This is a genomic window from Paraburkholderia sp. ZP32-5 (assembly GCF_021390495.1).
In the GTDB taxonomy this organism is placed as follows: Bacteria; Pseudomonadota; Gammaproteobacteria; order Burkholderiales; family Burkholderiaceae; genus Paraburkholderia.
This window is the reverse complement of record NZ_JAJEJP010000001.1, coordinates 2,766,790-2,780,347: the sequence shown is the minus strand read 5'-3', so window position 1 is coordinate 2,780,347 and position 13,558 is coordinate 2,766,790. Positions and strand designations below refer to the sequence as shown.

The following is a 13,558-nucleotide window of genomic DNA, read 5'->3' as shown; positions in this document are numbered from 1 at the left end:
AATGATGGGATCAATGGATCTGGACCAGATTGTCGCCGACGCGCAAAAAGCCTTCGCAGAAGCCTCCGACGTCACTACCCTCGAAAACGAGAAAGCGCGCTTTCTCGGTAAGGCGGGTGCGCTGACCGAACTGTTGAAGGGGCTTGGCAAACTCGATCCTGAAACGCGCAAGACGGAAGGCGCTCGGATCAACCTCGTCAAGCAGCAGGTTGAAGCCGCGTTGACCGCACGGCGTCAGGCACTCGCCGACGCGTTGCTGAACCAGCGCCTCGCGGCCGAAGCAATCGACGTCACTCTGCCGGGCCGCGGCGCCAGCGCGGGCAGCCTGCACCCGGTGATGCGCACGTGGGAGCGCGTCGAGCAGATTTTCCGTACGATCGGATTCGACGTGGCCGACGGCCCCGAGATTGAAACCGACTGGTACAACTTCACCTCGCTGAACAGCCCCGAAAATCATCCGGCGCGTTCGATGCAGGACACCTTCTATGTCGACGGCAAAGATGCCGACGGTCGTCCGCTGCTGCTGCGTACACATACGAGCCCGATGCAGGTGCGTTACGCGCGCACTAACACGCCGCCGATCAAGGTGATCGTGCCCGGCCGCACGTATCGCGTGGACAGCGACGCGACACATTCGCCGATGTTCAACCAGGTCGAGGGCTTGTGGATCGACGAGAACATCAGCTTCGCGGATCTGAAGGGCGTCTACACCGATTTCCTGAAAAAATTCTTCGAACGCGACGACATTCTCGTGCGCTTCCGTCCGTCGTATTTCCCGTTCACCGAGCCGTCGGCCGAGATCGACATGCAGTTCGAAACGGGCAAAAACGCGGGCAAGTGGCTCGAAATTTCGGGCTCGGGCCAGGTTCACCCGACCGTGATCCGCAACATGGGTCTCGACCCGGAGCGCTACATCGGTTTTGCCTTCGGTAGCGGCCTCGAGCGCCTGACGATGTTGCGTTACGGCGTGCAGGATCTGCGCCTGTTCTTCGAAAACGACTTGCGTTTCCTGCGCCAATTCGCGTGAACCGGCGCGCGCGAGCGCGACAAGCATAGAACGCGGTACCGCACACAATGCGTGCCGCGAGCGTCCCCGGCAGAATCGAGTCGTCCGGTCCGAGACCGGAATACGCGAAGCATCTGTCGGACGTGGACCTAACCTGATCAGAACGTACACAGAACCATGCAATTTCCGGAATCCTGGCTAAGAACTTTTGTCGATCCGCAACTGACCACCGATGAGTTGGCGCACGCGTTGACGATGTCCGGCCTCGAAGTCGAAGACCTGCGGCCGGCCGCGCCGCCGACCTCGAAGATCGTCGTCGGCCAGGTGCTGGAAGTCGTCAAGCACCCGGATGCGGACAAACTCAACGTGTGTCAGGTCAACGCCGGCACCGGCGCGACGCTGAACATCGTGTGCGGCGCGCCGAATGTCGCGCCGGGCATCAAGGTGCCGGTCGCGCTGGTGGGCGCGCAGCTGCCGCCGGCCGAAGAGGGCGGCGCGCCGTTCGCGATCAAGCTGTCGAAGCTGCGCGGCGTGGAAAGCCAGGGCATGTTGTGCTCGGCGCGTGAGCTCAAGCTGTCGGAAGATCATAGCGGCCTGCTGATCCTGCCGGAAGATACGCCGATCGGCCAGGATATCCGCGACACACTCAATCTCGACGACACCGTTTTCGAAATCAAGCTGACGCCGAACAAGGCGGACTGTCTGTCGGTGTTCGGTGTTGCACGCGAAACGTCGGCGATCACCGGCGCGCCGCTGCGCCCGCTGGAGATCAAACCCGCGGAAGTGAAGCTCAGCGAAACGCTACCCGTGAAGATCTCGGCGCCCGATCTGTGCGGCCGTTTCTCGGGCCGTGTGATCCGTGGTGTCAACGCGCGCGCGAAGTCGCCGGCGTGGATGGTCGAGCGCCTCGAACGCTCGGGTCAGCGCAGCATCTCGGCACTCGTCGACATCTCGAACTACGTGATGCTCGAGCTGGGCCGTCCGTCGCATGTGTTCGATCTCGACAAGATCCACGGCGGCATGGACGTGCGCTGGGGCCGTCAAGGCGAAACGCTGAAGCTGCTCAACGGCAACACGGTCGAACTCGACGAAACGGTCGGCGTGATCGCCGACGAGCGGCATATCGAAAGTCTCGCCGGCATCATGGGCGGCGATAGCACCGCGGTTACGCTCGACACCACCAACATCTATCTCGAAGCCGCGTTCTGGTGGCCCGATAGCATTCGCGGTCGCTCGCGCAAGTACAACTTCTCGACCGATGCAGGGCATCGCTTCGAGCGTGGAGTCGACTATGCGACGACCGTCGACCATATCGAACGCATCACGCAACTGATTCTCGACATCTGCGGCGGTGAGGCCGGTCCGGTCGACGACCAGATCGTCAACGTGCCGAAGCGCGAGCCGGTGAAGATGCGCGTCGCGCGCGCGAACCGCATCATCGGTGTCGAGATCAGCGCCGATGAGATCGCGCAGATCTTCACGCGTCTTGGTCTGACGTTTGAGCGCGATGGCGACACGTTCTCGGTGATGCCGCCGTCGTACCGCTTCGATATCGAGATCGAGGAAGATCTGATCGAAGAAGTCGCGCGCATTTACGGCTTCGAAAACATCCCGGCGCACCCGCCGGTCGCGACCAGCGAAATGCGCGCGACCAACGAGACGCAGCGCTCGATCCACGCGATCCGTCACGCGCTCGCCGCGCGCGATTACGCGGAAACGGTGAACTTCAGCTTCGTTGACGCGGAGTGGGAGCAGGACTTCGCGGGCAACAGCAACCCGGTGCGCCTCATCAATCCGATTGCAAGCCAGCTGTCGGTGATGCGTACGACGCTGTTCGGCAGCCTGATCCATGTGCTGCGCACGAACCTGAACCGGCGCGCCGCGGACCGCGTGCGCGTGTTCGAAGCGGGCCGCGTGTTCCTGCACGATCCGTCGATCAAGGCTGGTGAGCTGGCCGTCGAGGGCTTTGCGCAACCGAAGATGATCGGTGCGCTTGCGTACGGCGCTTCGCTCGACGAGCAATGGGGCGCGTCGACACGCGCTGTCGACTTCTTCGATGTGAAGGGCGATCTCGAAGCGTTGGCCGCGCCGGCGGTTGCGCGTTTTGTGAAGGCCGAGCATCCGGCGTTGCATCCGGGACGCAGCGCGCGTATCGAACTCAATGGCCGGGCAGTGGGCTGGATTGGTGAATTGCATCCACGCTGGATGCAAAAATATGATTTACCGCATGCGCCGATTCTGTTTGAAATCGAAGCGGAAGCATTAATGCAGCGAGTATTGCCGGTTCCATCGGAAGTATCGAAATTCCCGCCGGTGCGACGCGATATCGCAGTGGTCGTCGATCAGAAAATCGAGGTTCAAACGCTGCTCGACGAGCTTCAGAAGGCCCAGTCCGAACCGGCCTGCAAGAGTGTCCAGAAGGTTGTACTTTTCGACGAATTCCGTCCAAAATCAAACACTTCCGGTGGTCTGGCCGCGCACGAGAAAAGCCTTGCGTTCCGTGTGACCTTGCAAGATACTGGCGGAACCCTTCAGGATGAAACGGTCGATCTGGCCATTCAAACTCTTGTGGACCGTCTGGCTCGAGTATATGGCGCACGGTTGCGCGGATAACCCGCATTTAACAATTGCACGGCTGTTTCCGCATCCATTGTTTTATGCTTGGCGCGCCATTTGATAGATATGAATGAAATGAACTCGAGTGATTTCGAAGCCCTTCTTACGGCGCAACGCAGCGCCATGATTCGCGAAATTCCGACATCACCCGCCGCCGTTTCCACCGAGACGCCGACGCTCACCAAAGCGGAACTTGCCGAGTTGCTGTTCGACAATGTCGGGCTCAACAAGCGGGAAGCGAAGGACATGGTCGAGGCCTTCTTCGAGGTGATTCGCGATGCGCTGGAGAGTGGCGACAGCGTGAAGCTCTCGGGCTTCGGCAACTTCCAGTTACGCGACAAGCCACAGCGTCCCGGCAGAAACCCGAAAACCGGCGAGGCGATTCCTATCGCCGCGCGTCGCGTGGTGACGTTTCATGCAAGTCAAAAGCTGAAGGCGCTGGTGGAGAACGGTGCCGAGGCGAGCTTCGCGCGCTGATCGACTGGCGCGCTTTCGGGCAACCCATCACGGCTAACTGACGATGACAGCGACGATCGAAAAAGTCGTCTTGCCTCCGATTCCTGCGAAGCGCTACTTCACGATCGGTGAGGTCAGCGAACTATGCGGCGTGAAGCCTCATGTGTTGCGCTACTGGGAGCAGGAATTCACCCAGTTGAGGCCGGTGAAACGGCGCGGCAATCGCAGGTATTACCAGCATCATGAGGTGCTGCTGATCCGGCGGATTCGCGAGTTGCTGTATGAGCAGGGCTTTACGATCAACGGCGCGCGCAATCGGCTTGATTCGCCGGGCGGTGGCGGACCGGACGTGTCGGCGACGGTAACCGGGGAAGGTGAGAGCGTTGGTGTGCAAGCGGTGCAGACACGAGTATCGACTGCAACGGCCGCGGTTGACGTCGAGCAGTTACGCAAGGAATTGCAGAACGTCATCGATCTGCTGGGTCACTAGTTCGCGCTTTGTTGGTCCCCGGCGGTTCTAATCGAATGAAGTGTCTGTTATAATTTCTTGCTGTTCGGGGCGTAGCGCAGCCTGGTAGCGTACCTGCATGGGGTGCAGGTGGTCGGAGGTTCAAATCCTCTCGCCCCGACCAAAGAAATCAAAAAGGGTTACAGATTCCGGTCTGTAGCCCTTTTTCGTTTTCCAACGCATTCCAGTGCATCGGCGACAAAAACAAAAAAAATCAGACCATCCTCTCACTATGCCGATACGCGCGATACGCCCGAGGCGCGCTTCCTGCCACCCGCTTGAACGCAGTACTGAACGCGCTTTCCGACGCATAACCAAGCTGTTCGGCAAGCGCCGCCATCGGCGTGTCCTGCTCGACCAGCATTCGCATCGCGATGCGCATTCGCCATTGCGTGAGCCAGGCCATCGGCGCCATCCCAGCCACTTCCTTGAATCGCACCGCGAATGCGGTACGCGACATCGCGCATGCCGCGGCCAGTTCATCGAGCCGCCAGGTCTTGCCTAAATCCTCATGCATCAGACGCAAGGCCGGCGCGAGCCGCGCGTCGCCGATCGCGCGCAACCAGTTGCTGGTGATTGCGTCTGCTGTCGCCAGATGAATGCGCAGTATCTCGACGAACATCAGCAACGTGATGTTGTTGGCCGCGATGCCGCTGCCCGGCAGATGGGTCGTCAGTTCGCCGACGAGTCTCGCGAGCAGCCACTGCAGCGTGACGGCGTGTTCCGTGCTGGCCCGGATATGAATCAGCGGCGGCAGCACGTCGACCAGCAGCGCGCCGTTCGGCGGCGCGAGCTGGATGTGTCCGCCGATCTGCTCGCAGTCCTGGCCATTGCCGAGCAATGCGGTCTTCCGGGTGGTCCCCTGAAACAGTCCGATGGCATCGACGGGTGCAACGTCGGGATCACTCGCGAGTACGAACGCGTGTTGTCCGGTCGTCAGCAGGATGTCGCCCTGTTCGACGCGGATCGGTGCCGGCGCCGTCTCGATAATCAACCAGCAGTCGCCCTTGACCACCGCGAAGAACTTGATTTTTTCCGGCCGCGGGAAGCGCACGGCCCAGCGGCCTCCAGCCGAGAAGCCACCCGCGACGATCGGTTGTGCGCCGATGAGCCGGAGAATGCCCGATAGCGGGTCGTCGATGATTTCTGAACGCATGCGAAAGTATTCTGAACGTTTTGATATTCATCGAACAGAATATCGCACCTACACTGCGAAGCATCGTTATCCCGAAAAGGTTTTCCATGCTCAGCGAACAACATTCGATCGACTCCGGCTTCGGCGCGGCCACCACCGCCGATGAGGTCATCGCCGGTATCGACCTGTCCGGCAAGACCGCGATCGTGACCGGTGGCTATTCCGGTCTTGGCCTCGAGACGGTGCGCGTCCTGCGTGGCGCCGGCGCACGCGTCGTGGTGCCCGCCCGCGACGTATCTCGTGCCGAGGCCGCGTTGCACGGTAGCGGCGCCGAGGTCGTATCAATGGATCTGCTCGACGCCGCGTCGATCGATGCATTTGCATCGACGTGGCTTGCGTCCGGCGAGCCGCTGCATCTGCTGATCAATAGCGCGGGCATCATGGCCGTGCCTCGGCTGACGTGCGACGCTCGCGGCTACGAGGTGCAGTTCGCCACCAATCATCTCGGTCATTTCCAGTTGACGTGCGCACTGCTGCCGGCATTGCGCGCAGCGCGGGGCGCGCGCGTGGTGTCGGTATCGTCGCTGGGTCATCGCTATTCGCCGATGCGTTTCGACGATCCGCATTTCGCCGTAGGTGCCTATGACCCGTGGATAGCCTATGGTCAGTCGAAGACCGCGAATGTGCTGTTCGCCGTCACGCTGGATGCGCGTGAGCGCGACAACGGAGTTCGCGCGTTTTCACTGCACCCAGGGGCGATCGTCGAGACGGGCCTCGGCAAGCATCTGTCCCGCGAGCAACTGGTCGCAGCCGGCGTGCTCGATGCGGATGGCCGGCCGATCCGCGATCCGTCGAAACAGTTGAAGACGGTTGGGCAGGGCGCGGCAACGCAGGTCTGGTGCGCGACGAGCCCGCGGCTCGACGGCATTGGCGGTGTGTATTGCGAAAACGTCGACGTGGCCGCGCCGATGACGGTGCCCGCGGGCACGCTGAATACGGCCGACACGCGGCGGCTGACAGGCGTGATGCCCTACGCGGTCGACGAGGATGCGGCAGCGCGCTTGTGGACGCTCAGCGAGCAACTGCTAGCGTAATGCGCAGCGCAGGGTGGGCAGCCTGAAGACCCACCCGCACGCCGCCATGCAACAACAACCCGCAGCACCCCGCAACCCCATCACCCGACGAACAGATCCTGCTCGTCGGCAAACACCCTGATCAGATACTCGACCACGGCTCGGACCGGCGCATCGTTTCGATCCTGCCGCCGTATCAGTAACCAGATCTCCCGCACCGGCGGCAGCGGCGCCAGCCGGCACAGCCGCAGGTCCGGTTCCTTGCGCCCGATGTAGTGCGGCAGCAGCACGAGGCCGATACCGGATCGCGCGGCGGTTGCCTGTGCAACCTGGCTATTGGTCCTGAACGCGACACGCGCCTGCGGATATTCGCGCCTGAGCCACGCCGCATCCGGAAGGTCCGCGTTCGCTTCGTCGAAGCCCACGAACACCGGCGGCTCGCCGTCTTCCACGCGCTGGCAGACGGATGGCACGCCGTAAAAGCCATAGGCCATCGATCCCAGACGTTTCGCGATCAGATCCGCGACCGGCGGCGGATCGAGACGAATCGCGATATCCGCTTCATGGCGCTCGAGACTGATCGAACGCAGATCGGTGCCCAGATCGATATCGATGCCGGGATGGAGCAGCGGCAATTCCGCGAGCCGGCTGATCAGGAAACCCTGTGACATCGCCGGTGAAGCATTGATGCGCACGAGGCCTTTCGGCGCGCCATCGGCCTCGCCGCGGCCGAGCGTCTGCACGGCCTTCTCCATGTCGCTGGCGACGCTCAATGCGCGCGTGCCGGCCGGCGTCAGCACGTAGCCCTCCGGGCGCCGTTCGACGAGCTTGTCGCCGAGCGAGTCTTCGAGCGCGCGGATCCGGCGAGCGATCGTCGCGTGATTGACCGCCAGTGCGCGCGCCGCGGCCGACAGGCTGCCGTGTCGCGCCAGTGCGAGAAAGACCCGAATGTCCTGCCAGTCTGCCTCTGTGCGTTTTTTCTCAGTCATTGAGCGCGAATAGCGAATTTTCTGAAAAGGGGAGCCGGCGTACGCTGGTTCCGTTCCTGCCGCATAAGGGTAGCCGAAACATCCGACGCAAGCTCGTCACAGAGGGTTTCGGCGGTCCCGGCGGCGCAGAGCAAACTCAACTTCGCCCAACTTCGCATCCATGGAGAGAATCATCATGTCCAATGAACAGAAAGTCGCCATCGTCACGGGCGCATCGCAGGGCATCGGCGCCGGCATCGTCAAAGGCTATCGGGACAACGGCTACGTCGTCGTCGCGAATTCGCGCAACATCGAATCCGGCGCCGATAGCGGCGTCGTCGCGGTGCCCGGCAACATCGGCGATCGCGATGTGGCTCGGCGCGTCGTCGAGACCGCGATCGAGCGCTTCGGCCGCGTCGATACGCTCGTCAACAACGCGGGCATTTTTATCGGCAAGCCGTTTGTCGACTACACCGTCGAAGACTTCAACAACGTGATCGACGTGAATCTCGCGGGCTTTTTTCACGTGACGCAGTTCGCGTTGCGGCAGATGCTCGCGCAGCGCCACGGCCATATCGTGCAGATCACCACCACGCTGGTCGATCAGCCGATCGGCGGCGCGCCGTCGGGTCTCGCCGGCCTGACCAAGGGCGGGCTCGATGCGGTGACCCGCGAGCTCGCGATCGAATATGCGCAAAACGGCATTCGGGCCAACGCGGTGGCGCCCGGTATCATCAAGACGCCGATGCATGCACCGCAGACGCATGAGTTTCTCGGTGGTTTGCATCCGATGGGCCGGATGGGCGAGATTCAGGAGATCGTCGATGCCGTGCTCTATCTCGAGCGCGCGGGCTTCGTGACCGGCGAGACGCTTCACGTCGACGGTGGACAGCACGCGGGCCGCTGACCGATCCGCACTCTCTGTCGAGGAGAAAGACCATGCCGTACGTGAACATCAAGGTAACGCGCGAAGGTACCGCGCCGGGCGCAACCGCCACCACGCCCGAGCAGAAGAAGGCGTTGATCAAGGGCGTCAGCGATCTGCTGTTCGAGGTGATGGGCAAGCCGCCGCAATCGACATTCGTCGTGATCGACGAGGTCGATATGGAGAACTGGGGTGTCGGCGGCTTGACGGTGCCCGAATATCGCCAGCAACAAGGCGATGCGGCAGCGGGTAAATCGCAGCGGTAAGAAATCGCGTGCTGGTCATATCTGGGCGACGACCGACCGCGCTCATCGCTTCGACGGCGGTGAGCGCGGACGGCGTGGATTGCTGAGGTCAAACGCAGTGCCGCGTTTCGATGTACCCGCTTTGCTGTTCGCCGGCGTAACGCTTGCCATCGAACCCCGGAGCCACTACGCTGAGCCTCACCTCAACTGCACGGCTGGCGCGCCCGCCCGCTGGATCACCGATGATCAACATGCGCTCGCACCACGACGTGAGGACCAAGCGGGTCTATGAGCCGGCGTCGGCGCAAGACGGCGCGCGCGTCCTCGTCGATCGAGTCTGGCCACGAGGTATCACCAAGGAGCAAGCCAGCTTGACGCTGTGGATGAAAGAGATCGCGCCGAGCACGCGGCTGCGTCAGTGGTTCAATCACGATCCGCAGCGTTGGGAGCAGTTCCAGCACGAGTACGCGAGCGAACTCGACGGAAACGATCAAGCGGTGTCGCAATTGTTGACGCTGTGCGCGGAAGGTCCGGTGACACTGCTGTACGGCGCGCGCGACGAGGAACACAACAACGCGCTCGCGCTTCAGCAGTATCTCGCGCGGCACCGCGCCAAATAGTCCAACGAAGTATTGCCGCGGTGCCGGAACAGTCAGTGTCCCGGCACCGTGACAACGATGCGTGCTTCGGGCATCGTCTCAACCCGCAGTCACGCGCTGCCACCGCCGCCGAGGCGATCGAGCAGGGCCTTCGCGGCGGGTCCCGAAGATGCGGGATTCTGACCGGTAATCAATTGCCCGTCGGTCAGCACATACACCTGCCAGTCGCCGGCTTTCGAAAAGACACCGCCTTTCGCCTTCAGTTCGTCTTCGACGAGAAACGGCACCACCTTTGTCAGCCCGACCGCTTCTTCCTCAGTGTTGGTGAAGCCGGTGACTTTCCTGCCTTGAACCAGCGGCTTGCCGTCCGCGGTCCTGACGTGCCGCAGCACGCCGGGCGCATGGCAGACCAGCGCGATGGTCTTGCCGGCCGCAATAAACGATTCGATCAGTCTGATCGAATGCGGATCCTCGGCAAGGTCCCACATTGGGCCGTGGCCGCCCGGATAAAACACCGTGTCGAAGTCGTCCTGTTTGACGCTGTCGAGTTTCACGGTCGACGCGAGCTGAGCTTTCGCCGCTTCGTCCGACTCGAAGCGGCGGGTCAGATCGGTCTGGAAATCGGGTTCGTTGCTTTTCGGATCGAGCGGCGGCTGGCCGCCCTTGGGCGAGGCCAGCGTGATGTCGGCGCCCGCGTCCTTGAACACGTAGTAGGGCGCGGCCAGCTCTTCGAGCCAGAAGCCGGTCTTGCGGCCGGTGTTGCCGAGTTGGTCGTGAGAAGTCAACACCATCAGGATTTTCATAGGAGCTCCAGAATCGGTATTCACTGCGACGGGCCTCGCGCACGAGGCGGCACGGGGGCGTTTCCTGATGTCGCGCGCTTGTCACGGGACGAAGCGACTGCGCGCGACCGTCAGCTATTTTGCGCCCGAGCCACGCGTTCGATATGGAGACTTTTTTCACCACCGGTTTATCTGCAGCACGACTACCGCGCTTGCCGCAAACTCCGATGCACCTCCAGCGCGCTACGTTCGACCCAGTTGTGCTGCAGCAAACCATCCTCGCGTACATGCAACACCGCGGTTCCGGTCATATCGATCGGCGACTGGCACGGTTCCGAGCCCATGAAACCCTTGTTCCGCCCGGTCACGCGCCAGCGGCTCACGACCCGGTCGCCGGTTTCGTTCTGAAATGTCTCGACGACCTCGAAGCGGAAATCGTCGATGCTCGCGAGAAATGCGGCGACCCACTTCTTGAAATCCGCGCGCGAACGGATCACGACGCCGCCGGACGTAATCGCGAAGTCCTCCGCGACTAGCGTGTCCACCGCATCGGGGTTTTGCTGCTGCCATACCTTGTTCCAGAAGTTTTCCGCAATCTCGACGGAATTCAGTCTGTTCATCTGCTTGCTCCTTAACGATCACATTGATGCAGACCGGGGATCCGGTCGACCGATGGATTGTGGGAGAGCGTGAATCAGAAAACAAACGACTAATATTGCTAGAATCAAGTCGTTTGTCTAATGGATCGTGCGATGAACCTGGATCTGGATTTACTGCGCGCGTTCGTCGCGGTCGTCGAATCGGGCAGCTTTACGGCCGCCGCCGACGTCGTAGGGCGCTCGCAGTCGGCGGTCAGCCAGAAGATACTGAGGCTCGAAGACGCACTGGGTCTGCGGGTGTTCGAGCGCACCAGCCGTTCGTTGATGCTCACGCGCGACGGCGAGCGAGTGCTGTTGGCCAGCCGCCGTCTGCTCGCGCAATACGATGCGTTCATGCATGAGATTCGCGAACCGTTGCCGCCCGCGCGCTTGCGGCTCGGCGTATCGGAGAACCTGGTGCAGTCGCGCCTGCCGTTGATCCTGTCGCGGTTTTCGCAGCGATTTCCGTCGATCCAGCTCGATCTGACGACCGGGCCCAGCGAGGACCTGAACCGCAGTCATGAGGCCGGCCTGCTCGATGTGGTGTTCGCCAAGCGCAAGCGCGAAGGCTCCGCGCATCGCGGGCGCGTGATCTGGCGCGAGCCGCTGGTCTGGCTGGCCGCCGCGAATTTCCGCAACGATTCGGCGCGGCCCGCGCGTCTCGTGATGATGCCGCCACCGTGCGCCTATCGCGAAGTGATGACGCAGACGCTGGATGCTTCGCGCCGCGAATGGATCGTCGCCTGTACGGCCAGCAATCTGATCGGCGTGCAGGCCGCGGTGACCGGCGGACTCGGCGTGACGGTGCTGGGCAAGTCGTTCCTGCAGAACGGTATGAAGATACTGTCGACGTCCGCGCAATGGCCGGCATTGCCCGCGGCGGAGGTCGCGGTCATCGGTGAAGATCCCGCGACGCAACACGTCGTGGAACCGCTCGTTTCGATGTTCGTCGACGTATTGAGCGAAAGTCCGGCGGCTGCGGCGGGTGTCGATCGAGTCGGTGATGCAGTGCGATAGGCACCCACAGACGCTTATCGGCACTTGTTGTGTTTAATTGCTTTGCTCATGCGTTCCGTTGCAGCGGTTCTGCACATTGCGACCGCGGTGGGCAGCATCGAACCGCCGCCCCATTCCCGTGATGCCGATTTCAGGCAACGGGCGTCGCGCTGCTTTTTCCACGCGATGACCTTGTTTTGCAGCGCCGTTTTGCAAGCCGTCGACGAACCGGCCGTTGCATCGACGACATCATCCAGTTTCTGTTCGGCGACGATCTGGTCGCGCCACGCGCAGAAGTTCATGTTGGTCTGAGTGGCGTCGCAATCCGCTAGCGCGGCGGAAACTTCGCTGGCGGGCAGTCCGCTGCGATGCGCGATTTCGTCGACCGGATCGGCAGTGGCGGCCAGCACGCAAGTGCTGACGAGTGCCAGGGCCAGCAACAGCGATTTCATGATTGCGCTTGCGCCCCCAACGCCACGAATCGCTCCAGATGATGATCTTCGTCACCCAGCTGATGATCGATCAACACCAGGCGTTTCGCGTAGTGCGCGAGCGGCAGCTCCCACGTCATGCCGATTCCGCCATGCAACTGGATGCATTCCTCCGCGACCCGCGTGCCGATCCGGCCGATGCTGTACTTCGCCGCCGACACCGCGCGCTCGCGCGCGGTGCGTTCGCCGTCGAGCGCCGCCGCCGCGTTGATCACCGCCGAGCGCGCCTGCTCGATGTCGAGCAGCAGGTCGGCCATCCGATGCTGCAACGCCTGGAAGCTGCCGATCGGCACGCCGAACTGCTTGCGCGTGCGCAGATAGTCGAGCGTGTAGTCCTTCGCGACATCCATCGCGCCGACTGCTTCCGCACACAGCGCGAGCACGCCGCAGCTGAGCGCATATTCGAGCGTCGCGAAGCCGGCGTCCGCCGAACCGAGTATCGCATCGTCGCCGAGCGTAACGTTGTCGAACGTCACTTCGGCGGCGCGTCCGCCATCGATGTTGCGATAGCCGCGCACGCCGACACCCGCCGCATCGCGTGGCACGGCAAATAGCGTGATGCCCGCTTCGGCATCGTCGGCGCCGCTCGTGCGTGCGGACACCAGCAACAACGCTGCCTGCTCGCCATGCTGAACCACGGCTTTCGCGCCGTTCAACGTCCACGTGTCGTGATCGCCGCTCACGCCGCGCTGAGCGCGCGTCGTGACGCGCGCAAGCTCGTAATGGCTATCCGGCTCGCCATGTGCGAGCGCAACGATCCGCGAGCCGTCGATCAACTCGCCGAGCACGGCCTTCTGCGCATCGCTGCCGCTGTGCGCGATCGCGCGGCCCACGATCAGCGTATCGAGAAACGGCTCGACGACGAGCCCGCGACCCAGGCTCTCGAATACGACCGAGATATCGAATCCGCCGCCGCCGAATCCGCCGTTCGCTTCATCGAACAACGCGCCGATGATGCCAAGCTCCGCGAAGCGTGCCCACAACTCAGGGCTGAAGCCGTGCTCCGAGCGCGCGATCCGGTTGCGCGTAGCGAACCCGTACTGCTCGCTGATAAAGCGGTTCAGCGTATCCGCCAGCATGCGGCGGTCTTCGGTGTGCTGGAAGTTCATGACGTGCGCCC

At 62.4% G+C, this 13,558-nt stretch carries 15 protein-coding genes and 1 tRNA gene; 10 read left to right on the top strand and 6 right to left on the bottom strand.

All coding sequences use genetic code 11. From position 1 onward, the window contains the following. The first annotated feature begins 13 nt into the window (after nucleotides 1-13). The 5 genes from pheS (at nucleotide 14) to L0U82_RS11780 (ending at nucleotide 4,710) form a co-directional block, all read left to right on the top strand. On the top strand, nucleotides 14-1,027 hold the full coding sequence (pheS, locus tag L0U82_RS11800) for a phenylalanine--tRNA ligase subunit alpha (RefSeq protein ID WP_233831140.1): 1,014 nt from the start codon (nucleotides 14-16) through the stop codon (nucleotides 1,025-1,027). A 156-nt stretch (nucleotides 1,028-1,183) separates the two neighbouring features. Next, on the top strand, nucleotides 1,184-3,619 hold the full coding sequence (pheT, locus tag L0U82_RS11795) for a phenylalanine--tRNA ligase subunit beta (protein ID WP_233831137.1): 2,436 nt from the start codon (nucleotides 1,184-1,186) through the stop codon (nucleotides 3,617-3,619). A gap of 69 nt (nucleotides 3,620-3,688) precedes the next feature. Continuing rightward, the gene (locus L0U82_RS11790; RefSeq protein WP_063496729.1) at nucleotides 3,689-4,099 is read left to right on the top strand and encodes an integration host factor subunit alpha; all 411 of its coding nucleotides are present in this window, start codon (nucleotides 3,689-3,691) and stop codon (nucleotides 4,097-4,099) included. 43 nt (nucleotides 4,100-4,142) lie between these two features. Next, nucleotides 4,143-4,568, top strand: coding sequence for a MerR family transcriptional regulator (locus tag L0U82_RS11785; RefSeq protein WP_233831134.1), 426 nt, complete (start codon nucleotides 4,143-4,145; stop codon nucleotides 4,566-4,568). Nucleotides 4,569-4,633: 65 nt separating this feature from the next. Further along, nucleotides 4,634-4,710, top strand: a tRNA-Pro gene (locus L0U82_RS11780). Between the two features lie 90 nt (nucleotides 4,711-4,800). On the opposite strand, the gene L0U82_RS11775 is transcribed toward L0U82_RS11780, so the two are convergent. Continuing rightward, a complete protein-coding gene (locus tag L0U82_RS11775) occupies nucleotides 4,801-5,742 on the bottom strand; it encodes an AraC family transcriptional regulator (RefSeq protein ID WP_233831131.1) in 942 nt (313 codons plus the stop codon). Between the two features lie 86 nt (nucleotides 5,743-5,828). Between L0U82_RS11775 and L0U82_RS11770 the strand changes: the two genes are divergently transcribed. After that, complete coding sequence (locus L0U82_RS11770; protein ID WP_233831128.1) at nucleotides 5,829-6,815, top strand: oxidoreductase; 987 nt, start codon at nucleotides 5,829-5,831, stop codon at nucleotides 6,813-6,815. An 80-nt stretch (nucleotides 6,816-6,895) separates the two neighbouring features. On the opposite strand, the gene L0U82_RS11765 is transcribed toward L0U82_RS11770, so the two are convergent. After that, nucleotides 6,896-7,783, bottom strand: a complete 888-nt coding sequence (locus L0U82_RS11765) for a LysR family transcriptional regulator (RefSeq protein WP_233831125.1) — start codon at nucleotides 7,781-7,783, stop codon at nucleotides 6,896-6,898. Between the two features lie 175 nt (nucleotides 7,784-7,958). On the opposite strand from L0U82_RS11765, the gene L0U82_RS11760 reads away from it, so the two are divergent. The 3 genes from L0U82_RS11760 (at nucleotide 7,959) to L0U82_RS11750 (ending at nucleotide 9,552) form a co-directional block, all read left to right on the top strand. Continuing rightward, entirely contained in the window at nucleotides 7,959-8,669 is a 711-nt protein-coding gene (locus L0U82_RS11760; protein WP_233831122.1) for an SDR family NAD(P)-dependent oxidoreductase, read from the top strand. Nucleotides 8,670-8,701: 32 nt separating this feature from the next. Further along, nucleotides 8,702-8,953 carry a tautomerase family protein gene (locus L0U82_RS11755; protein WP_233831119.1) on the top strand — a complete coding sequence of 84 codons (252 nt, stop codon included), beginning with the start codon at nucleotides 8,702-8,704 and terminating at the stop codon, nucleotides 8,951-8,953. A gap of 221 nt (nucleotides 8,954-9,174) precedes the next feature. Beyond that, entirely contained in the window at nucleotides 9,175-9,552 is a 378-nt protein-coding gene (locus tag L0U82_RS11750) for a DUF488 domain-containing protein (RefSeq protein WP_233831116.1), read from the top strand. Between the two features lie 89 nt (nucleotides 9,553-9,641). On the opposite strand, the gene L0U82_RS11745 is transcribed toward L0U82_RS11750, so the two are convergent. Both L0U82_RS11745 and L0U82_RS11740 read right to left on the bottom strand, forming a co-directional pair. Further along, nucleotides 9,642-10,334: a type 1 glutamine amidotransferase domain-containing protein gene (locus tag L0U82_RS11745; protein WP_233831113.1), complete on the bottom strand. Its 693-nt coding sequence runs from the start codon at nucleotides 10,332-10,334 to the stop codon at nucleotides 9,642-9,644. 182 nt (nucleotides 10,335-10,516) lie between these two features. After that, the gene (locus tag L0U82_RS11740; protein WP_233831110.1) at nucleotides 10,517-10,933 is read right to left on the bottom strand and encodes an ester cyclase; all 417 of its coding nucleotides are present in this window, start codon (nucleotides 10,931-10,933) and stop codon (nucleotides 10,517-10,519) included. A gap of 132 nt (nucleotides 10,934-11,065) precedes the next feature. Between L0U82_RS11740 and L0U82_RS11735 the strand changes: the two genes are divergently transcribed. Next, on the top strand, nucleotides 11,066-11,968 hold the full coding sequence (locus tag L0U82_RS11735; RefSeq protein ID WP_233831107.1) for a LysR family transcriptional regulator: 903 nt from the start codon (nucleotides 11,066-11,068) through the stop codon (nucleotides 11,966-11,968). A gap of 14 nt (nucleotides 11,969-11,982) precedes the next feature. Here L0U82_RS11735 and L0U82_RS11730 read toward each other — a convergent pair whose 3' ends face one another. Both L0U82_RS11730 and L0U82_RS11725 read right to left on the bottom strand, forming a co-directional pair. Continuing rightward, complete coding sequence (locus tag L0U82_RS11730; RefSeq protein WP_233831105.1) at nucleotides 11,983-12,399, bottom strand: lysozyme inhibitor LprI family protein; 417 nt, start codon at nucleotides 12,397-12,399, stop codon at nucleotides 11,983-11,985. Continuing rightward, nucleotides 12,396-13,547 (bottom strand): acyl-CoA dehydrogenase family protein, encoded by a 1,152-nt coding sequence (locus tag L0U82_RS11725; protein WP_233831102.1) that lies wholly within the window; start codon nucleotides 13,545-13,547, stop codon nucleotides 12,396-12,398. The genes L0U82_RS11730 and L0U82_RS11725 overlap by 4 nt, the downstream gene beginning before the upstream one ends. Nucleotides 13,548-13,558: the final 11 nt, after the last annotated feature.